General features: G+C 69.1%; 23 protein-coding genes and 2 tRNA genes. 21 read left to right on the plus strand and 4 right to left on the minus strand.

Features of this window, described 5'->3' with window-relative positions; genetic code table 11:
• The first annotated feature begins 464 nt into the window (after positions 1-464).
• A complete protein-coding gene (gene moaA, locus QZT59_RS11730; RefSeq protein WP_290816194.1) occupies positions 465-1,454 on the plus strand; it encodes a GTP 3',8-cyclase MoaA in 990 nt (329 codons plus the stop codon).
• 85 nt (positions 1,455-1,539) lie between these two features.
• Here the strand turns inward: moaA and QZT59_RS11735 are convergent, their stop codons facing one another.
• The 3 genes from QZT59_RS11735 to QZT59_RS11745 are packed head-to-tail and all read right to left on the minus strand — an operon-like array spanning position 1,540 to position 4,978.
• Positions 1,540-2,067: a hypothetical protein gene (locus tag QZT59_RS11735; protein WP_290816196.1), complete on the minus strand. Its 528-nt coding sequence runs from the start codon at positions 2,065-2,067 to the stop codon at positions 1,540-1,542.
• On the minus strand, positions 2,064-4,064 hold the full coding sequence (locus QZT59_RS11740; protein ID WP_290816197.1) for a DUF58 domain-containing protein: 2,001 nt from the start codon (positions 4,062-4,064) through the stop codon (positions 2,064-2,066). The genes QZT59_RS11735 and QZT59_RS11740 overlap by 4 nt, the downstream gene beginning before the upstream one ends.
• Positions 4,061-4,978: a DUF4129 domain-containing protein gene (locus QZT59_RS11745; protein WP_290816199.1), complete on the minus strand. Its 918-nt coding sequence runs from the start codon at positions 4,976-4,978 to the stop codon at positions 4,061-4,063. The genes QZT59_RS11740 and QZT59_RS11745 overlap by 4 nt, the downstream gene beginning before the upstream one ends.
• Positions 4,979-5,341: 363 nt before the next feature.
• On the opposite strand from QZT59_RS11745, the gene QZT59_RS11750 reads away from it, so the two are divergent.
• The 19 genes from QZT59_RS11750 to QZT59_RS11840 all read left to right on the plus strand — a co-directional run bounded on the left by QZT59_RS11750 (position 5,342) and on the right by QZT59_RS11840 (position 17,354).
• Positions 5,342-6,250 (plus strand): DUF4129 domain-containing protein, encoded by a 909-nt coding sequence (locus QZT59_RS11750; protein WP_290816202.1) that lies wholly within the window; start codon positions 5,342-5,344, stop codon positions 6,248-6,250.
• On the plus strand, positions 6,247-8,256 hold the full coding sequence (locus QZT59_RS11755; RefSeq protein ID WP_290816205.1) for a DUF58 domain-containing protein: 2,010 nt from the start codon (positions 6,247-6,249) through the stop codon (positions 8,254-8,256). Before QZT59_RS11750 ends, QZT59_RS11755 begins: the two co-directional genes overlap by 4 nt.
• On the plus strand, positions 8,253-8,780 hold the full coding sequence (locus tag QZT59_RS11760; protein ID WP_290816208.1) for a hypothetical protein: 528 nt from the start codon (positions 8,253-8,255) through the stop codon (positions 8,778-8,780). Before QZT59_RS11755 ends, QZT59_RS11760 begins: the two co-directional genes overlap by 4 nt.
• Positions 8,781-8,923: 143 nt before the next feature.
• Positions 8,924-9,006, plus strand: a tRNA-Ser gene (locus QZT59_RS11765).
• A 77-nt stretch (positions 9,007-9,083) separates the two neighbouring features.
• Entirely contained in the window at positions 9,084-9,599 is a 516-nt protein-coding gene (locus tag QZT59_RS11770; protein ID WP_290816255.1) for a 30S ribosomal protein S13, read from the plus strand.
• A complete protein-coding gene (locus tag QZT59_RS11775) occupies positions 9,599-10,120 on the plus strand; it encodes a 30S ribosomal protein S4 (protein WP_290816211.1) in 522 nt (173 codons plus the stop codon). Before QZT59_RS11770 ends, QZT59_RS11775 begins: the two co-directional genes overlap by 1 nt.
• Positions 10,121-10,507 (plus strand): 30S ribosomal protein S11, encoded by a 387-nt coding sequence (locus tag QZT59_RS11780; RefSeq protein ID WP_290816214.1) that lies wholly within the window; start codon positions 10,121-10,123, stop codon positions 10,505-10,507.
• Positions 10,508-10,511: 4 nt separating this feature from the next.
• Positions 10,512-11,267: a DNA-directed RNA polymerase subunit D gene (locus QZT59_RS11785; RefSeq protein ID WP_290816217.1), complete on the plus strand. Its 756-nt coding sequence runs from the start codon at positions 10,512-10,514 to the stop codon at positions 11,265-11,267.
• Positions 11,268-11,413: 146 nt separating this feature from the next.
• A tRNA-Leu gene (locus QZT59_RS11790) sits at positions 11,414-11,498 on the plus strand.
• 198 nt (positions 11,499-11,696) lie between these two features.
• Positions 11,697-12,050 (plus strand): 50S ribosomal protein L18e, encoded by a 354-nt coding sequence (locus tag QZT59_RS11795; RefSeq protein WP_290816220.1) that lies wholly within the window; start codon positions 11,697-11,699, stop codon positions 12,048-12,050.
• Positions 12,047-12,496 (plus strand): 50S ribosomal protein L13, encoded by a 450-nt coding sequence (locus QZT59_RS11800; RefSeq protein WP_290816223.1) that lies wholly within the window; start codon positions 12,047-12,049, stop codon positions 12,494-12,496. Before QZT59_RS11795 ends, QZT59_RS11800 begins: the two co-directional genes overlap by 4 nt.
• Positions 12,490-12,888 (plus strand): 30S ribosomal protein S9, encoded by a 399-nt coding sequence (locus QZT59_RS11805; protein ID WP_290816226.1) that lies wholly within the window; start codon positions 12,490-12,492, stop codon positions 12,886-12,888. The genes QZT59_RS11800 and QZT59_RS11805 overlap by 7 nt, the downstream gene beginning before the upstream one ends.
• A 12-nt stretch (positions 12,889-12,900) precedes the next feature.
• Positions 12,901-13,095 carry a DNA-directed RNA polymerase subunit N gene (locus QZT59_RS11810; protein ID WP_290816229.1) on the plus strand — a complete coding sequence of 65 codons (195 nt, stop codon included), beginning with the start codon at positions 12,901-12,903 and terminating at the stop codon, positions 13,093-13,095.
• A gap of 2 nt (positions 13,096-13,097) precedes the next feature.
• Entirely contained in the window at positions 13,098-13,283 is a 186-nt protein-coding gene (locus tag QZT59_RS11815) for a DNA-directed RNA polymerase subunit K (protein WP_290816231.1), read from the plus strand.
• Positions 13,280-14,491 (plus strand): phosphopyruvate hydratase, encoded by a 1,212-nt coding sequence (eno, locus tag QZT59_RS11820; protein ID WP_290816234.1) that lies wholly within the window; start codon positions 13,280-13,282, stop codon positions 14,489-14,491. The genes QZT59_RS11815 and eno overlap by 4 nt, the downstream gene beginning before the upstream one ends.
• Positions 14,488-15,276 (plus strand): 30S ribosomal protein S2, encoded by a 789-nt coding sequence (gene rpsB, locus QZT59_RS11825; RefSeq protein WP_290816237.1) that lies wholly within the window; start codon positions 14,488-14,490, stop codon positions 15,274-15,276. Before eno ends, rpsB begins: the two co-directional genes overlap by 4 nt.
• Positions 15,277-15,406: 130 nt before the next feature.
• Complete coding sequence (locus QZT59_RS11830; RefSeq protein WP_290816240.1) at positions 15,407-15,535, plus strand: hypothetical protein; 129 nt, start codon at positions 15,407-15,409, stop codon at positions 15,533-15,535.
• A gap of 89 nt (positions 15,536-15,624) precedes the next feature.
• Entirely contained in the window at positions 15,625-16,611 is a 987-nt protein-coding gene (gene mvk, locus QZT59_RS11835) for a mevalonate kinase (protein ID WP_290816243.1), read from the plus strand.
• Positions 16,608-17,354: an isopentenyl phosphate kinase gene (locus tag QZT59_RS11840; RefSeq protein WP_290816246.1), complete on the plus strand. Its 747-nt coding sequence runs from the start codon at positions 16,608-16,610 to the stop codon at positions 17,352-17,354. Before mvk ends, QZT59_RS11840 begins: the two co-directional genes overlap by 4 nt.
• A gap of 42 nt (positions 17,355-17,396) precedes the next feature.
• Here the strand turns inward: QZT59_RS11840 and QZT59_RS11845 are convergent, their stop codons facing one another.
• Complete coding sequence (locus QZT59_RS11845) at positions 17,397-17,921, minus strand: gamma carbonic anhydrase family protein (RefSeq protein WP_290816249.1); 525 nt, start codon at positions 17,919-17,921, stop codon at positions 17,397-17,399.
• 297 nt (positions 17,922-18,218) lie between these two features.
• Here QZT59_RS11845 and QZT59_RS11850 point away from each other — a divergent pair.
• Positions 18,219-18,610, plus strand: a 392-nt coding sequence (locus tag QZT59_RS11850) for an MBL fold metallo-hydrolase (RefSeq protein ID WP_290816252.1), incomplete at its 3' end; no start/stop codon positions are given.

Raw genomic sequence — 18,610 nt, forward strand, 5'->3', positions numbered from 1 at the left:
GAGTACAGTAATATGCTACCACAATACAAACGCCTGCAGGCGTACACCGATTCAAATACCGACGATGACTTTTGAAACGAGAGTGAGTTCTATCCACACCGCACACGACCTTTAGGTTGTACTCTCACCGCATTCAAGAGCGACATCGTCATCCTCGACCAACATCACGACACCTTCAGAGACGAACTACGCGCCATCGTCTGTGACGATAGTCAGATCCCAGATAAATAGATGAAAACAAGGTTTTAATCTCTGTGCAAAACTAGAAATATGAAGGGCCAATTCACGAATCTGAATTTGGAAATCCACAGCCAATTACCGAGGACTGCCCATCGAAAAGTATCGTCCGAACCGACCGTTCGGATTCTCTCGCCGGTTCGACGTCGAACGACGTAACCGAGTTCGGTTACGCCCGGCCGACTTCGCCGCACGAATTTAAGCACGTCCGGTGAGAACACGGTGGTATGCTCGCCGACGAGTTCGGGCGCGAGGTGACGGGGGTTCGCGTCTCGCTCACCGATCGGTGTAACTTCGACTGCGTTTACTGCCACAACGAGGGGCTGGGCGACACCCGCGGTCCGATGGACCCCCAGGACGACGAGATGAGCACCGACGACGTCGTCCGATTTCTCGAGGTGGCCGCCGAGTTCGACGTCGAGGCCGTCAAGTTCACCGGCGGCGAGCCGATGCTCCGCGAGGACCTCGAGGAAATCGTCGCCCGAACGCCCGACTCGATGGCGGCGTCGTTGACGACGAACGGCACCTTCCTCCCCGGCCGCGCTCCGGCCCTCGTCGACGCCGGTCTCGAGCGCGTCAACGTCTCCCAGGACGCGCTGGACCCGGAGGCGTTCGCCCAGATCACCAAGAGCGGCGCCTACGATGCGGTACTCGAGGGCGTCGAGGCGGCCCTCGACGCCGGCCTCGATCCCGTCAAGCTCAACATGGTCGTCTTCGAGCACACCGCCGGCTACGTCCCGGAGATGGTCGACCACGTCGCCGAGAACGACGGTCTCCAGCTGCAGCTGATCGAGTACATGCCCGAACTCACCGGCAAACCGGAGTGGAACATCGACATCCGGCGGGTTCACGACTGGCTGGCCGAGCGGGCCGACGAGATCGAGCGTCGCGAGATGCACGACCGCAAGCGCTACTGGATCGGCGGCGGGAAGGGAGACGGCGGCATGGTCGAGATCGTCGATCCGGTCGAAAACCCCACCTTCTGCGCCAACTGTCATCGCGTTCGGGTGACCCACGAGGGCTATCTGAAGGGCTGTCTCAACCGCAACGACGACCTCCGACCGATGGGCGAGATGACGAAGCCGGAGATCCGCGAGGCCTTTCGCGAGGTCGTCGCGAACCGGGTTCCGTACTACGGCGAGTACATGATTCGGAACGAGGACGGCGAGTGGGAGTTGAACGACGAGTACGTGGGCGTGCAGCCGTCGGCCGATTGACCCCGCGCCGTACTCGGCGTCTCCCGTGACTCGCTCGGGCTCTCTCGGTCGTCCACGCTGCGGGAGGAGCGTATCCACCGGCGGCTCAGTTCCGCCGCACGCCGAGGGCGATCGTCGCGGTGACGCCGACCACCAGCAGGACCACCACGGCGTCCAGGGACAGTCCGCCACCCCAGACGAACGCGCCGTAGGCCAGCGTCGCCGCGCAGAGACCGACCCCCAGGCTCGATGCCGCGTACCGTACCTCGAGGCGAGCGGTCTCCGCCACGCGACCGAGCTGTGCGCCGAGGGTGATCGCCGCGCACCCGAGATCCCAGGACACCACGACCGCGACGACGGCGACGAGCGTCGCCTCCGGGGGCGCCGCGAGGCCGGTCAGCGCGACGGCGCCGAAGAGGATCAGGGCGGCGAGGTCCACGACCCGATGGCGTCCGAGGTGGAGGCCCAGGCCGAGACAGACGGCGCCGACGACGGCGAGGGCGAGCGCGAGCGGCCCGCCGGTCGCGGTGAGCGAGAGCACGACGGCAGCCCCACCGACGGACAGGCCGGCCGCGACCGTCGTCGGTCGTCGAGAGATCGACGCGGCCTCGACCGGTCGCGGAGCGTCCGTCATGGCGGGCCACCTCGTCGATCGAGTCGAAGCAGCGTCTCGTCGATCGGCTCCCTGGCCGGCCAGTCGACGACCGGGATCCCCATCGACTGGAGGTCGTGGCGGCGGATCCGCCGGCAGACGCGGGCGATCACCTGGCCCGCGGTGCGATCGGCCGTCGGATCCGGACTCACGACCACGACCGGGTGTCCCCGGGAGGCCAATCGCCTGGCCACGATCGTCCCGACGACGTCGGTCAGCGGCGTGAACAGGACGACGTGCGTCTCGGCGGAGAGGCGTCGCCGGATCCGGCTGACCTGGGCGACCCACCGACCGGACGGCGGCGGCATCGCCGACGAGAGCTGGGGGTGAGCGCGAAGTAGCTCTCGCAGTCGAAGGCGGTGGTCCGGGCCGGACGACGGCGGGAGCCAGCAGGCGTCCGCCGGGTCGTCGCTCCCTTCCCGCCGATCGCTCGTCCCGATCGCCGCCAGCCCGACGGCGTCGCCGGCGTCGAGCAAGGTCGTCGCGAGGCGTCCGGCGGCCGTCGTCGACCGATCGACGGCGTGTGGAACCCCGTCGCCGGGGGCGACGTAGGCTTCTCGGCGGGCGTCGACGAGGAGGAGGACGCGGGCGGCGCGCTCCTCGTGGAAGTCGATCGTCGCGAGTTCGCCGGTGCGGGCGTGGCGGTTCCAGTCGATCCGGTTCATCGGGTCGCCGCGGCGGTACTCGCGCACAGAGTGAAATGTCGTTCCGGCGCCGCCGTCGCCGGTCGTCAGCCGGCCGGCGAAGGTCGACGACGACGGCCGCAGCGGGACCGTCGCGTCCGTCGGCCGCGCGGTCGGATCGCAGCGGATCGGGGTCTCGCAGGGGACGAGGAACTCCCGTTCGGTCGAACGCGACAGGTCGCCGACGATGGCGAGCCCGGGGTCGAACGCGTGCTCGCCCGGCTCAGCGACCAGCGTGTACTCGACGGTCGCCGATTCGCCGGGGCGCAGCACCGTCCCGACTCGGGGAGAGCCGTCGACGACGGTCAGGCCGCCGGGAACGCCGTCGACGAACCGAAGGTCCCACAGGATTCCGTCGCCCTCGTTGGTGACGGTGACGGTCACCTCGACCTCCTCGCCCGGCTCGGGTTGCTCGACGTCCACCGTCCGCTCGAGGCCGAGGTCGGGCGCGGTGGCGGTGATCGAACGGGCGAAGCCGGCGTAGCCGACGCCGACGGCGCCGGCCAGCAAGAGCCCGGGTGACTCCGCGATCGCTCCGAGTCCGAGGGCGGCGAGCGCCACCACGCCGATACCGTTCCAGTGGTTCGTCTCCCGGTGGAACACTTCCACGATCCCCGATGCGGATCGACGGGCCGTCCGCGCGCTGCTCAATCGGTCGCGATCTCCGGCGGGGTTGCCCTCGTCTTCGGACGTCGTTCGTTCGTCGCTCGTCGCTCGTTCGTCGGCAGCCAGCCCCCCGTCGTCGCCGCCGTATCCGATCCTCGTGATGGCCCTCGCCGTTCGACCGAGCGCTTCGGCGTAGGGGTCGGCTCGCCCCAGTCGAGCGGCGACCCGTTCCCGGCGCGACTCTGGGGCGGCTTCTCCGGTCGCGAGGAACCGCGCCGCGCGTTCGTCGGCGGTCCAGGATCCCGCCTCCAGCGCGGATCGCGCTTCGTCCGGGGTGTCGCCCCGGAACCTGGTGAGAGCCGCGACGGCGACGCTCCTGAGTCCGGGAACGAGGTGCACGGTGCCACCGCCGCTCCCGCGACCGGGACCGAACTCCCCGATTCCGTCCCGGACCGACGTCCCGGGCACCGGCACGGCGGCCCGACGCTCCGTCTCCGGAGTCGTCGCCTCGTCGCGATCCGTGCGTCCCTCCTCGAGCGAGGTGACCGCCGTCGCCAGCGCCAGGACGCCGATCATCGCGACGACGCTCTGGCGGGCGCCGAGTTCGAGCTGTCCGGCGATGATCGCGACCGCGGCGACGACCCCGGCCAGGGTGAGCCAGAACGCGATCGGCCTGACGCTCCGGCTCACCCGCGATCACCGACGCGCACCGCGTCGCGTTCGTCGTCCCCGTAGACCGCCTCGATCCGCCGTAACGTTTCCACGGCGCGCTCCTCGCGCTCGGGGGTCGACTCGGCGGCGCCGTACCGGACCTCCTCGAAGAGTTGGGTCAGCTCCTCGACGTGGTGGCGTTCGAGGCCGGCGTCGATGGCGGCGTCGGCGAACTCCCCCGGCGTGGCGGTCTCGGGGCGGTCGACGTCGAGCAGTTGCGTCATCTCGAGCCACGCCCGGTACACCTCGTTGTCCAGCGACCCGCCGTCGGCGCCGGACTCGATCCGGTCGGCGGTCCGCCCGGCGACGGCGCCGACGCCCGCGACGTCCGTGGGCTCTTCGTCGGCCGTCGCGCCGGGATCCGACTCGCCGTCCGGCGAGTGTCGGGAGAACAGGACGCCCGCGGCGAAGATCGTCGCCGCGGCGGCGGTCGCGAGTATCAGCAGCTCGAACGTCGACAGATCCGTACCGTCCGATCCGGGACCCCCGCCGCCGCCGACCGCTTCTCTCTCCTCCGGCGGCTCCGTCTCGTACGCTTCCCAGACGAGCGCGGCCGCGTCCTCGCCGATGATGGCGATCATGAACATGACGAAGGCGGCGACGGCCAGGCAGACGGCGGCGAGCTTGGCAAGTTCGCGCCGCTCGAACACCAGGTACCAGGCGAGCGCGCCGGTGACGAGAATCACCAGCGCGAGCAGTAGATACTCGAGGAACCACGGCGCGCCTTCCTGGGTTTCGCCCGGCTCTTCGATCCCCGGTTGCCCGGGCTCGGCCGGGCCTTCGCCGTCTCCGTTCGGACCGTCGCCGACCCCTTCGGTTCCCACGTCTACGAGCTCCGGAAGCGTCGCCGCGGCGAGGGCCAGGGCGAGGACCCCGACGATAGCTGTCGCCACCCTGACGAGTGTCGTTCGATGTCGCACGTCCTTGTCAGGAAACACTGGGCGGCTGTATTTAACTCCAGGCCATCGCCGACCGCGGACGTGGCCGTCGACGCGGCTTTCGGACCGAGCGTACGGTTCGCGGTCGTCGGTCCGAACCGTCGGTCTGGTTCGGCTCCGTTCGACCGGTACTCGACGGTGTCGTCCACGTTCGACCGGTACTCGACGGTGTCGTCCACGTTCGACCGGTACTCGACGGTGTCGACCGCGCTCGACCGGCGCTCGACGGGTTTCGTCGGTCTCGACTTCGTATCCGTTCGATCGGGCTGATCGGCGCGGATGATCGAACTTATTTGTTAGCGGTATGAACCTCGAATCGTGCTACGGAAGGGCTCCGCCATCAAGCTCGCGACGGCCCTGCTCGGGATCGTCGCCGTCGCCCTCGCCGCGGCGACCGCCTCGTCCCCGTTCGAAGGCGGCGGCTCGGCCGAGGAGATGGGGTCGGGGTCGAACGGAGCGACCGAGGTCGCCCCGCTCGACGTTCCGACGGTCGTCGTCTGGATCGCCACCGTCGTCGCGGCGGCGGTCGCGATCGTCGCGACGCTGTACCTGTTACGACACTTCAAGGCGATCATGCGGACGTCCGTCGGAACGCTCGTCGCGATCTTGCTGTACTTTCCCGTCGCGGCCGGCGTCGTGTTCCTGGTCGACATGGTGGGTGGCGACGGCCCGGACGAATCCAGGGGAGCCGCCGCGGTGACCGAACCCGTCGGCGACGTCACGGGCGGAGACCCGCAGGTGACGATGGTCATCGCGCTCCTGTTGCCGTTTTTCGCCTGGTTCGTGGTTTTCGGGCTCGTGCTCCTCTACACCAGAGGCCGCTTCGCGCCGTTCGGGGAACGCGAGGACGACGACGGGCCCGACGTCGACGTCCTCGGCGGAGAGGTGGCCGGTATCGCCGACGCCGCCGGGAGGGCCGTCGACCGAATCACCGAGAGCGACCCGGGCGAGCTCGACAACGAAATTTACCGGGCGTGGCTCGAGATGACGAAGTTACTCGACGTCGACCGTCCGGCCACCTGCACGCCGGGGGAGTTCGCCGACGCCGCCGTCGACGCCGGCCTCGAACGCCACCACGTCGAGGAGCTGACCGGACTCTTCGAGGAGGTCCGGTACGGCGCCGCCGAGACGACGCGAATCCGGGAGGACCGGGCCGTCCAGACGCTCGAACGGATCGAGAACGCGTACGGAACGGAGCGCCAGCGAGGGTCGGGTGATGGTCGATGATCGTTCGACCGCTGGCTCTGGTCGTCGCCGCGTCCGCGTTCGGCGTCGGCATCGCGTTCCTCACCGGGGTCGCGGCGATGGACGTCTCCGTCGCGCTGGTCATCGTGGCGGGGAGCATCGCGTTCATGGGTGCGGTCTGGTCGATCGCCATGCGACGCGGTTCGGGATCTCGCCGGCGGACGCCGGAACCGGAATCGGCTCGCCAGGTGCCGGTCCCGGGGGCGGAGCTCACGGGTGCGGTCGACCAGTTCCGATCCTGGTCGACGGGGCACACGAGCCCGAGCGAACGGACGGTCGAGGGGCTCCACGGTGCGGCGATTGCGGTACTCACTCGCTATCGCGGCCTCTCGCCGGCGGCGGCCGAAAACGAACTCGAAGACGGAACCTGGACGGACGATCCGTACGCGGCCGGCTTGCTCTCGACGCGTCTGGGGCTCCCGGACCAACCGCGGACGTGGCGCTCCTGGCTCTTGCGTGTGATCTACGCCCTCCCGTTCCGCAGCCTGCGCGTCGGTCTCGAGAAACGCGTCTCGGACGAATCGGCCTACGAGATCGCGGTTCGACGGACGGCGACGGCGCTCGCCAGAATCAGTTCCGAGGCGTCCGGCGAGGACGTGAAATCGGCGACGGAACTCGAAACGGCGCCGGAGGACCGGTCGGCCCCGCGAACGACCGACGACCGGGTCGACGGCGTGATCGGCGGCCGGCGCCTGGAGACGGGCTACTGGCACGGGATCGGCGTCGTCGCGCTGCTCGCCGTGGCCGTCGGGATGTTCGCACAGTCGTCGGCGGTCGTCCTCGCCGGCGCGGTCGGGATGGGGTACGCCGGGGCGTCTCGACTGTTCGACGCGCCGAGGCCGACGATCGACGTCGAGCGAACGGTCGAACCGGTGACGCCGGAGCCGGGCGAGGAGGTCGAGGTGACCGTCACCGTCACCAACGAATCGGGCGGACTCCTCCCGGACGTCAGATTCGTCGACGGCGTCCCGGGCGACCTGTCGGTGTCCGACGGCTCGCCCCGACTGGGAACCGCCCTGCGCGCGTCCGAAGCGGTGTCCTACAGCTACACCGTTACCGCGGTCCGCGGTCGTCACCGGTTCGATCCGGCGCTGGTGATCACGCGGGATCCGTTCCAGTCGGTCGAACGATCGTGGCACGTCGGCGCGGAGACGATCGTCGAGTGCGATCCCGGCGTGAAACCGCTCACGGCTGCCGTCCCGCTTCGTCCGGAGGCCGACGCGTTCGGCTCGACGATCGAGACCGGCGACAGCGGTCCCGGAAACGCGTTTCACTCGGTGCGCGAGTACCGCCGCGGCGACCCAATGAATCGGATCGACTGGAACCGTCACGCCCGCACCGGCGAACTCGCGACGCTCGAATTCGACGAGGAGCGCGCCGCCCGCGTCCTCCTCCTCGTCGACGCCCGCCGAGAAGCCTACGTCGCTCCGGAGGCTGGGGCCGATCACGCGGTGAATCGGTCGGTCGAGGCCTGCGGTCGGATCGCCGGATCGCTCTTAGAGTCCGGGAACCTCGTCGGCCTGGCCGCAGTCGGCCCGACGGTCCGGGATCTCTCGGCGGCCGACGGCGTGGACCAGTGCTGGCTGGCGCCCGGTTCCGGCCACAACCACGTCGATCGGCTCCGCGGGCTGCTCGCGAATCACTCCCAGCTCTCGGCGACGCCGCCGTCGGCGAGCGTCGAGTGGATGGGGCAGCTCCGGCGGATCCGTCGGCGCCTGTCCGGGGAAACGCAGGTGGTCCTGTTCACGCCACTGAACGACGACGCCGCCGTGGAGATCGCTCGGCGCCTGGAGGCGTACGGCCACCCGGTCGTGGTCGTGAGCCCCGATCCGACGGCCGACCGGACGACGAGCCAACAGCTGGCCGTCGCCGCCCGGCGAATCCGTCGGTTCGACCTCCGCCGGGCCGGAATTCCGGTGATCGACTGGCGAGCCGAAGAGACGATCGACCAGGCGTTGTCGCGGACCGGGGCGGGTGATCGCGAGTGACCGAACCGACGAGGCTTCCGACGACCGTGGCCGGCGGCGCCGCGCTCGCGGCGGCCGTCGTCGCGACCGGGACCGCGGCCCTCGGGTCGACGACCGCGCTCGGCGTCGGCGCCCTCGGCATCGCCGTGCTCTGGGCCGCGATCACCCGGGGAACGACGTTCGCGTTCGATCTCGGCCCGTTCGTCGTCTTCGTCGCCGTGCTCCAGAGCGGCGTGGCGGCGGGGAGCACCGCGCTGACGCTGGTCGGAGCGGTCGCGGCGGTGCTCGCCTGGGACCTCGGTCACACGGCTCGCGACCTCGGCCGGCAACTCGGTCAGGAGGCGGACACGACTCGCCTGGAAGTCGCCAGGATCCTCTCGAGCCTCGCCGTCGGGGTCCTCTCGGCCGGGATCGGATTCGCGATCGTTTCCGTCGTCACCACGGGCGAGTCGAACGCCGCGCTGGTGGCGCTCGTGATCGCCGTCTTCTTCGCGACGGTCGCGCTGGGCACGGGCGAGCGCCAGGTGCGGCCGGCGGAAGTGTAAGTGAGCGCACTCGCGGACGGGACCGTCGCCGGTCGGGCCCGGACGTTTCGTTGCCCTTATGTACCCGACGGGGTGTAATTTCGGGTACGATACGCTGTAGGGGGTTCGCCCCCGAGTCCGAGAGGGCGACGATAGACCACGGTGTCGTGGTAGCCAAGCGGCCCAAGGCGCATGGTTGCTAACCATGTGGCGTCAAGCCTCCGGGGTTCGAATCCCCGCCACGACGTCCGTACCACCACGATCGCACCGTCGACGGCGCCGGCTCCCGGCGACGCGACAGTGACCACAGACCAGACACGATACATGAGCGAGGAAGAACCGCAAGACACCGCAGACGACGAAGACCTCCGGTACTTCGTTCGCATCGGTCAGACCGACCTCGACGGGACGAAGTCCGTCGAGCGCTCGCTGATCGAACTCAAAGGCATCGGGCGACGAACCGCCCGACACATCGCGAACGAAGCCGGCGTCGACCGGACGGCGACGTTCGGCGCGCTCGACGACGAGACGATCGACGAGGTCGTCGAACTCGTGGAGGGACTCGCCGACGAAGTTCCCGACTGGATGACCAACCGTCCGACGGACTTCTACACCGGCGAAACGACGCACGAGACCGGCAACGACCTCGAACTGACGAGACAGCAGGACATCAACCGGATGAAGATGATCGACTCGTACAAGGGCGTCCGCCACAAGCGCGGCCAGAAGGTCCGCGGCCAGCGGACGAAGTCCACCGGTCGAACGGAGGGCACCATCGGGGTCAACGTCGAACAGATCCGCGAAGAAGCCGAAGAGGCCGCCGAGGAGGGTGATGAGTGATGCCGCTCGGCACTGACACCAAACAGTACGAGACGCCGAATCACCCCTTCCAGGGCGAGCGAATCGCCAACGAGCACTCGCTGGCCGACCGCTACGGCCTGAAGAACAAGGAGGAACTCTGGCGAGCCCAGTCCGAGCTGCGTTCGTACCGTCGCGAGGCTCGCGACCTGCTGGCCCAGGCCCAGGACGACCCCGTCGTCCAGCGCCGAACCGAGGAGTTCCTCGGCCGGCTCACGCGCGTCGGCGTCCTCGACGAGGAAGACGGCCTGGGCGACGTCCTCGGTCTCGAGATCGAGGACGTCCTCGAGCGCCGTCTGCAGACGGTCGCCTACCGGAAGGGGCTGGCGAACACGCCACAGCAGGCGCGCCAGTTCATCACGCACGGACACGTGGTCGTCGACGGTCGGCGAACGCGCATCCCGTCGTACGTCGTCGACACCGACGAGGAGAACCTCGTCGAGTTCGACGAGAACAGTCCGCTCGCGGACGATCTCCACCCCGAACGCGCGGAGGGTCAATAAATGGCAGACGACGAGAAATGGGGCATCGCCCACGTGCACGCATCGTTCAACAACACCATCATGACCGTCACCGATCTCACGGGCGCGGAGACGATCGCCAAGTCCAGCGGCGGAACGGCGGTCAAACAGAACCGCGACGAGGCCTCGCCGTACGCCGCGATGCAGATGGCCGAGTCCGTCGCCGAGGAGGTCAAGGCCGCCGGGATCACGGGCCTGCACGTTCGCGTGCGGGGTCCGGGCGGCAATCTCCAGAAGTCGCCGGGCCCCGGCGCCCAGGCGACGATCCGCGCGCTGGCGCGGTCGGGCATCGAGATCGGCCGCATCGAGGACGTGACGCCGATCCCGCACGACGGATCGCGAGCGCCGAAGGGCAAGGGCGGTTACTAGACCCATGGCAGCCGACTACGACGTCGAGTTCGTCGAACGCGGGGATCGCGAGGCGCGGTTCCTGGTTCGCGGCGTGACGCCGGCGTTCGCCAACGGGATCCGGCGCGCGATGATCGCCGACGTCCCGACCATGGCGATCGACACCGTCCGGTTCGTCGAGAACTCGTCGGTGATGTTCGACGAGCAGCTCGCGCTCCGGCTCGGGCTGATCCCGCTGACGACGCCCCCCGAGGGCGAGTTCGGCGAGGACGACGCCGTCACGCTCTCGATCGACGTCGAGGGGCCCGCCACCGCCTATTCGGGCGACCTCGTCTCGAGCGAGCCGGAGCTGGTCCGGCCCGCCGACGAGAACGTCCCGATCATCCAGTTACAGGAGGACCAGCGCCTCGAGGCCGAGGCCGACGCGGTCACGAACCGCGGGAAGAACCACGCGAAACATCAGGGAGGCGTCGCCGTCGGCTACCGGCACCTCCAGCGGGTGACCGTCGAGGGTGACCTCCCCGAATTCGCGGACGAGGAACCGCGGACCATCCGCGGCGTGATCGAAACCGAGGACGGCGAGCTCGTCCCGACCGAGTCGTTCGGGCACGACCTCTCCGAACGGTACCCCGGAAAGGAGGTCACCGTCGAGGACGTGCCGAACGCGTTCGTCTTCCACGTCGAGACGGACGGGTCGTTCAGCGTGGACGAGCTGGTCCTTCGGGCGGCGGAGTCCCTCGACGTCCGCGCGGCGGAACTCGAAGAAGCGGTACAGCTATAGAACGATGACCCGCCACCCCGCTCCCCACGAGACGGCGTCCGCCGGCGAACGGCGAGCGCCGCGACCGCGTCGCCGCGAGGCCGCGGACCGACCCGTACCGGGGATCGAAAGGGGTTTGAAGGGGCGGCGGGTAGACGGAAGTGCGAGCAGGGATAGCCAAGTCAGGCCAACGGCGCAGCGTTCAGGGCGCTGTCTCGTAGGAGTCCGCAGGTTCAAATCCTGCTCCCTGCATTTTTTCGGCTCGACCGAACGGGAGAGCCGAAAAAATGGAACTGCAGGTTTGAGCCACGGGAGTCCCAGCGGTCGAGCGTATGCGAGGCCGACCGTCTCCCGGCGGTTCAAATCCTGCTCCCTGCATCACGCGCACTTCTTCGCACCGGCCCCACCGCGAGCGGCGGGTGCACGATCGCAGTACGACGGAGGATATCAATGAGTACGAAGACTAATCCGAGGCTCACCGACCTCATCGCCGAGCTGAAGTCCGCGTCCCGATCGTCGGACGCCGACGTCTGGCGCGACGTGGCGGACCGCCTCGAGAAGCCCCGAGCGAACCACGCGGAGGTGAACCTGGGGCGGATCGAGCGGTACGCCCGCGAGGAAGAGACGGTCGTCGTTCCCGGCAAGGTGCTGGGAAGCGGCCGATTACGAAAGAACGTCACCGTCGCCGCCGTCGACTTCTCGTCGTCGGCCGCGACGAAGATCGATCAGGTCGGCGAGACGGTACCGCTCGAGCAGCTGCTCGAAGAGAACCCAGAGGGATCGAACGTGCGGGTGATCGCATGAGTCTCGCCGAATTCGACGCCGATCTCGTGGTCGACGCCGGGGACTGCATCCTGGGTCGCGTCGCGAGCGAGGTCGCCCAGCGCGCGCTCGACGGCGAGCGCGTCGCGGTCGTCAACGCGGAGGACGCGGTCATCACGGGCGACAAGGAGGACGTCTTCGAGACGTACCGCACCCGCGTCCAGCTCGGGTCCGACCGGGGACCGAACTACCCCAAGCGCCCGGACATGATCTTCAAGCGGGCGATCCGCGGTATGCTGCCGTATAAGAAGACGCGCGGGCGCGAGGCGTTCGAGAACGTCCGCGTCTACGTCGGCGATCCCTACGAGGGTGACGACGACCGCGAGGCGGAGATCCTTCCGGATACGTCGCTGGATCGACTCTCGAACATCCGCTTCGTCCACCTGGGCGAAGTCTCCGAACAACTCGGTGCGAACGCCACATGGTAACGAACACGAGCGGTAAGAAGAAGACGGCCGTCGCCCGCGCCACGGTACGCGAGGGCGAGGGTCGGGTCCGTATCAACGCCCAGCCCGTCGAGCTGGTCGAACCGGAGATGTCTCGGCTGAAGATGCTGGAACCGTTCCGTATCGCCGGCGACGAGCTGCGCGACGGGATCGACATCGACGTCCGCGTCGAGGGCGGCGGCATCAGCGGACAGGCCGATGCCGTCCGCACCGCCATCGCCCGCGGCATCGTCCAGCACACGAACGACGCCGAACTCCGCGACGCCTTCATGGCGTTCGACCGCTCGCTGCTGGTGAACGACGTGCGCCAGTCCGAATCGAAAAAGTGGGGCGGCCCCGGCGCCCGGGCCCGCTACCAGAAATCCTACCGGTGAGGTGAGCCAGGTATGATGGTCCCGGTTCGGTGTTTCACCTGCGGCAACGTGGTCGCCGAGCACTGGGAAGAGTTCGAAGAGCGCGCCCGCGAGGGCGACGAGGATCCCGCCGCGGTGCTGGACGACCTCGGCGTCGACCGGTACTGCTGTCGCCGGATGCTCGTCTCGCACACCGACCTCGTCGACGTCGTCTCGCCGTACCAGTAGCCATGCAACAGGAACGATACAACCGCTACGAGAAGGCCCGAATCCTCGGTGCGCGAGCGCTGCAAGTGTCCTACGGCGCCCCCGTACTGATCGAGACCGACCAGACGGAACCGATCCTGATCGCGGCCGAGGAGTACGACGCCGGCGTGCTCCCGTTCACCGTCAACCGGGGGCCGGATCGCAGATGACGCTGGTCACCGAGGTCCGGCTGCGCGAGGTGCTCGACTCCCGGGGCAACTCGACGGTCGAGGCCGACGTGCTCACCGAGAGCGGCGGCTTCGGTCGGGCGGCGGCACCCTCGGGGGCCAGCACCGGCGAGTACGAGGCGATCGAGCGCCCGCCGGGGGAAGCGATCGCCGAGGCCCGCGAGCGGGCCGTCCCGCGGCTGGTCGGCGAGGCGTACGCCGGCAACCAGCGCGAGGTCGACGCCATCCTTCGGGCCGCCGACGGCACGGACGACTTCTCGGAGATCGGCGCCAACAGCGCGGTCGCGATCTCGATGGCCGCCGCGAAGGCCGGCGCCGACGTGCTGGGCGCTCCCCTGTTCCAGCACCTCGGCGGGACCTTCCGTGGCAACTCGTTCCCGATCCCGCTCGGGAACGTCGTCGGCGGCGGCGAGCACGCCGCGGACGCGACGGACATCCAGGAGTTCCTGGCCGCGCCCGTCGGCGCCCCGAGCGTCGCCGACGCCGTCTTCGCCAACGCCGCGGTCCACGCGACGGTCGCGGACCTGCTCGAGGAACGCGGCGAGCCCGCGGGCAAGGGCGACGAGGGCGCGTGGGCGCCGTCGATCGACGACGGCGAGGCATTCGAGATCGTCGACGAGGCGGCGTCGATCGTCGAGGACGAGGTCGGCTTCGAGATCGGCTTCGGTCTCGACGTCGCGGCCGCCGAGCTCTACGACGCGGACGCGGAGCGGTACGCGTACGAGTCGACCGGCGTCGACCGCGATACCGACGAGCAGATCGACTACGTCGCCGAGCTGGTCGACGAGTACGATCTCGTCTACGTCGAGGACCCCCTCGACGAGAACGACTACGACGCGTTCGCGGACCTGACGGACCGCGTCGGCGACCGGACCCTGATCTGCGGCGACGACCTGTTCGTCACCAACACCGAGCGCCTCCGTGACGGGATCGATCGCGGGGCCGCCAACGCCATCTTGATCAAGCCGAACCAGATCGGGACGCTCTCGGACGCCTTCGACGCCATCGAACTCGCCCGGGAGAACGGCTACGCGGCCGTCGTTTCACACCGCTCGGGGGAGACGGAGGACGCGACGATCGCACACCTCGCCGTGGCGACGGACGCCCCGTTCATCAAGACGGGCGCCGTCGGCGGCGAGCGAACCGCCAAGCTGAACGAGCTGATTCGAATCGAGGACGACGCGATATGACAGAGAACGACCCATCCCAGGAGGGGCTCGACGCCGCCGAGGAGGAGATCGAGGAGGAGCCGGCCGAAGGAGCCGGTCCCGCCGCCGATCCCGCCGAGGACGTCGATCCCGCGGACGAACAGCCCGCCGAGGCCGAGGAGGCCGAGGCCGAGGAGCCAGCGGACGAGGGCCCGGCCCTCGACGACGACGTGATGAGCGACGAGGAGGCCGACCTCCTGATCCCCGTCGAGGACTACCTCGGCGCCGGGGTCCACATCGGGACCCAGCAGAAGACGAAGGACATGGAGCGGTTCATCCACCGCGTCCGGACCGACGGCCTCTACGTGCTCGACGTCTCGAAGACCGACCGACGGATCCGCACGGCCGCGGACTTCCTCGCGAACTACGCGCCGGAACAGATCCTGGTCACCTCGAGCCGCCAGTACGGTCGGTTCCCGGCCGAGAAGTTCGCCGAGGCCGTGGGCGCTCGCGCCCGCACCGGACGCTTCATCCCCGGCACGCTGACGAACCCGAAGTACGCCGGCTACATCGAGCCGGACGTCGTCGTCGTGACGGACCCGATCGGCGACGCCCAGGCCGTCAAGGAGGCCATCACGGTCGGCATCCCGGTCATCGCGATGTGCGACTCGAACAACCAGACCAGCAACGTCGACCTCGTCGTCCCGACGAACAACAAGGGTCGCAAGGCCCTCTCGGTGGTCTACTGGCTGCTCGCCAACGAGACCCTCGACCGCCGCGGCGCCGAGCCGACCTACGCGCTCGAGGACTTCGAGAGCATCGTCTGACGACGCGTTTCGCGTGAGCCGTTCGGACTACCAGTCCGCACCGGCGTGACGATTCTGCGACCGCACGACGCCCGGCGAGCGGTGGGACCGAACGGAAAGAGTTACCTTCCGGTCTGACCGATCACGGATCATGAGCGACCTGCTGTTCACGTTCGAAGAAAAACGGGTGCCGCCCGTCGTGGTAATGGCCACGGCGGCACTGATCGCGATCTTCGCGCTCGGGCTGATCTACCAGGTGCTTTCGATCCTCCTCTTCTGACCCACGCGCGTCCCGCGACGGATCGGTCGTGAACGCTCCGGCGGACCGAGAAGGCAGCAATTAAGCCCGAACGGGCGAATCGTCCGCTAATGACTCGTTCCAGCGCCCCCGGGAAGGTCTACCTCTTCGGGGAGCACGCCGTCGTCTACGGCGAACCGGCGGTCCCGTGCGCGATCGAGCGCCGCGCGCGAGTGGGCGTCGAGCGCCGCGACGACGACAAGCTGCGCGTGCACGCGGAGGATCTCAGCCTCGACGGTTTCACGGTCGAGTACGGCGGCCGCACCGACGATCGGCCCGACGTCGACGTCTCGGAGTCCCTGATCGAGGCGGCGATGGGCTACGTCGACGAGGCCATCGCGCAGGTCCGCGAGGTGACCGACGAGCCGGCGGCCGGTTTCGACGTCACGATCGAGAGCGACATCCCGCTGGGCGCCGGGCTCGGATCCTCGGCGGCGGTGGTCGTGGCGGCGATCGACGCCGCGACGCGCGAACTGGGCGTCACCCTCCCCCGGGAGGAGCTCGCCGACCGCGCCTACCGGACCGAACACGCCGTCCAGGAGGGCCAGGCCTCCCGCGCGGACACCTTCTGCTCGGCGATGGGCGGTGCGGTCCGCGTCGAGGGCGACGACTGTCGCCCGCTCGCGTCGCCGGAGCTGCCGATGGTCGTCGGCTTCGACGGCGGCGCCGGCGACACGGGCGCGCTCGTCGCCGGCGTTCGGTCGCTGCGCGAGGAGTACGACTTCGCCGCGGACACGGTCGAGGCGATCGGCGACGTCGTTCGCAACGGCGAGGACGCGCTCGCGGCCGGCGACCTGGACGAACTCGGGCGGCTCATGGACTTCAATCACGGACTCCTCGCCGCTCTCGGGGTCTCCTCGCGGTCGCTCGACGAGATGGTGTGGGCCGCGCGCGAGGCGGGCGCGCGCGGCGCGAAGCTGACGGGCGCCGGGGGCGGCGGCTGCGTCGTCGCGCTCGATCCGACCGCGGAAACCGAGACCGCGCTGCGGTACCTCCCCGGCTGCGAGGACGCGTTCCGGGCCGAGCTGGCCGACGAGGGGGTGAAACGGCTCGAATGACGGTCGTCCTGAAACTCGGCGGCAGCGTGATCACCGAGAAGGACCGCCCCGAGACGCTCGACGGCGAGGCGCTCGACGCGGCGGCCGACTCGATCGCGGCCGCGATCGACGCGGACGACGCCGACGGACTCGTCGTCGTCCACGGCGGCGGCAGTTTCGGCCACCACCACGCGAGCGAGCGCGGGGTGAGCACGACCGCCGGCACGCGGGAGATCGACGCCGTCCACGCGATCCACGGCGCGATGACGACGCTGAACCGATTCGTCCTCGACCGGCTGATCGACCGGGGGGTCCCGGCGGTTCCGGTGCATCCGCTCTCCGCCGGTCACCGCTCGGCCGACGGGACCCTCTCGCTTCCGACCGGCCAGGTCGCGGCGCTGCTCGAAGAAGGGTTCGTGCCCGTCCTGCACGGCGATCTCGTCGCTCACGAGGGGGCGGGAACGACCGTCGTTAGCGGCGACGAGCTGGTCGTCGAGCTGGCGGACGCCCTCGGCGCCGGACGGGTCGGGCTCTGCTCGACGGTGCCGGGCGTGCTGGACGCGGACGATCGGGTCGTCGATCGGATCGAACGCTACGAGGACGTGGCGACGCTCCTCGGCGAGAGCGACGCGACCGACGTGACGGGCGGGATGGCGGCGAAGGTTCGCGCGCTCTGCGAGCTGAACGCGGAAGCCGGAATCTTCGGCGTGGACCAGTTGGACGGATTCTTCGCGGGCGAGGGTCCAGGAACGACGGTATCCTGATCGACCCGCGGTTCGACCGACGAAACCGCGTCCCCCGGATCTTCATTCGTCGGGTTCGACCGCCCCTCGTTCGACCACCTCCGACGTCTCCTCGTAGCGTTTCGCCAGCCCGACGTAGTGGTCGCCGGCCCCGCTCCATGGCGAGTCCTCGACTTCCTTGATCACTTCGGCGGGCGTCCCGGCGACGAGCACCGACGCCGGCACCTCGGTTCCCTCGGTGACGAGACTGTTGGCCCCGACGAGGCTCTCTCGACCGATCGTGGATCGGTCGAGCACGACCGCGCCCATCCCCACCATCGCCCGCTCGCCGACGGTCGCGCCGTGGACGATGGCGTTGTGCCCGACGGTCGCGTACGGACCGATCTCGCTTCCCTCGTGGATCGTGGCGTTGTCCTGGACGTTCGCGCCCTCGCGGACGACGATCCGACCGTTGTCCCCGCGCAGGACGGTGCCGGGCCAGACGCTCGCGTCGGTCTCGATCGTGACCTCGCCGACGACGACCGCGCTCTCGTCGACGTAGGCGGACTCGGCGATCTCCGGTTTCGCGCCGTCGAACGATCTGATCATACCGGCGAGAGGGCGCGCGAGGGCCCTAACTGTTGGGCTCGCGGTCACCGTCCCGGGACGGCTCGCCGGTGCCGTCGACCGAGTTCGCGACGACCAACCCGCTGCGTTTATACCGAGCGGGTGTGTAGGCTACCGTAGCGAAACCCGCGGGCAAGTGCGATCGGGCCACGGCGGTGCCGTGGTCGGGGTCGTATAGCGGGAGGCCGACGCGCTGCAAGACGCCGGGGCCGTACGAACCGGGAGTCCGCGGACCGTTTCGATGGGAGTCCGCCAAGGGCGGCTTTCAGTGCTACGACAATGGAAATCGAAATCGCAACAATCGGCGGCTACGAGGAAGTCGGGCGGCAGATGACCGCCGTCCGCGCGGGTAACGACGTGGTCATCTTCGACATGGGGCTGAACCTGTCGCAGGTGCTGATCCACGACAACGTCGAGACCGAACGGATGCACAGTCTCGATCTGATCGACATGGGCGCGATCCCGGACGATCGCGTCATGTCCGATCTGGAGGGCGACGTCCAGGCGATCGTGCCGACCCACGGCCACCTGGACCACATCGGCGCCATCTCGAAGCTGGCCCACCGGTACAACGCGCCGGTCGTGGCGACGCCGTTCACGATCGAGCTCGTCAAACAGCAGATCGAGAGCGAACAGAAGTTCGGCGTCGAGAACGACCTGATCAAGATGGA

The organism is Halovivax sp., from assembly GCA_007119345.1.
Taxonomy (GTDB): domain Archaea; phylum Halobacteriota; class Halobacteria; order Halobacteriales; family Natrialbaceae; genus Halovivax.

Coding starts and splice junctions, on each gene's coding strand:
- moaA (WP_290816194.1), top strand. CDS start 465: ATGCTCGCCGACGAGTTCGGGCGCGAGGTGACGGGGGTTCGCGTCTCG.
- rpsB (WP_290816237.1), top strand. CDS start 14,488: ATGACAGAGAACGACCCATCCCAGGAGGGGCTCGACGCCGCCGAGGAG.
- QZT59_RS11775 (WP_290816211.1), top strand. CDS start 9,599: ATGCCGCTCGGCACTGACACCAAACAGTACGAGACGCCGAATCACCCC.
- QZT59_RS11845 (WP_290816249.1), bottom strand. CDS start 17,921: ATGATCAGATCGTTCGACGGCGCGAAACCGGAGATCGCCGAGTCCGCC.
- QZT59_RS11770 (WP_290816255.1), top strand. CDS start 9,084: ATGAGCGAGGAAGAACCGCAAGACACCGCAGACGACGAAGACCTCCGG.
- QZT59_RS11840 (WP_290816246.1), top strand. CDS start 16,608: ATGACGGTCGTCCTGAAACTCGGCGGCAGCGTGATCACCGAGAAGGAC.
- QZT59_RS11795 (WP_290816220.1), top strand. CDS start 11,697: ATGAGTACGAAGACTAATCCGAGGCTCACCGACCTCATCGCCGAGCTG.
- QZT59_RS11785 (WP_290816217.1), top strand. CDS start 10,512: ATGGCAGCCGACTACGACGTCGAGTTCGTCGAACGCGGGGATCGCGAG.
- QZT59_RS11735 (WP_290816196.1), bottom strand. CDS start 2,067: ATGACGGACGCTCCGCGACCGGTCGAGGCCGCGTCGATCTCTCGACGA.
- QZT59_RS11810 (WP_290816229.1), top strand. CDS start 12,901: ATGATGGTCCCGGTTCGGTGTTTCACCTGCGGCAACGTGGTCGCCGAG.
- QZT59_RS11780 (WP_290816214.1), top strand. CDS start 10,121: ATGGCAGACGACGAGAAATGGGGCATCGCCCACGTGCACGCATCGTTC.
- eno (WP_290816234.1), top strand. CDS start 13,280: ATGACGCTGGTCACCGAGGTCCGGCTGCGCGAGGTGCTCGACTCCCGG.
- QZT59_RS11800 (WP_290816223.1), top strand. CDS start 12,047: ATGAGTCTCGCCGAATTCGACGCCGATCTCGTGGTCGACGCCGGGGAC.
- mvk (WP_290816243.1), top strand. CDS start 15,625: ATGACTCGTTCCAGCGCCCCCGGGAAGGTCTACCTCTTCGGGGAGCAC.
- QZT59_RS11830 (WP_290816240.1), top strand. CDS start 15,407: ATGAGCGACCTGCTGTTCACGTTCGAAGAAAAACGGGTGCCGCCCGTC.
- QZT59_RS11755 (WP_290816205.1), top strand. CDS start 6,247: ATGATCGTTCGACCGCTGGCTCTGGTCGTCGCCGCGTCCGCGTTCGGC.
- QZT59_RS11805 (WP_290816226.1), top strand. CDS start 12,490: ATGGTAACGAACACGAGCGGTAAGAAGAAGACGGCCGTCGCCCGCGCC.
- QZT59_RS11815 (WP_290816231.1), top strand. CDS start 13,098: ATGCAACAGGAACGATACAACCGCTACGAGAAGGCCCGAATCCTCGGT.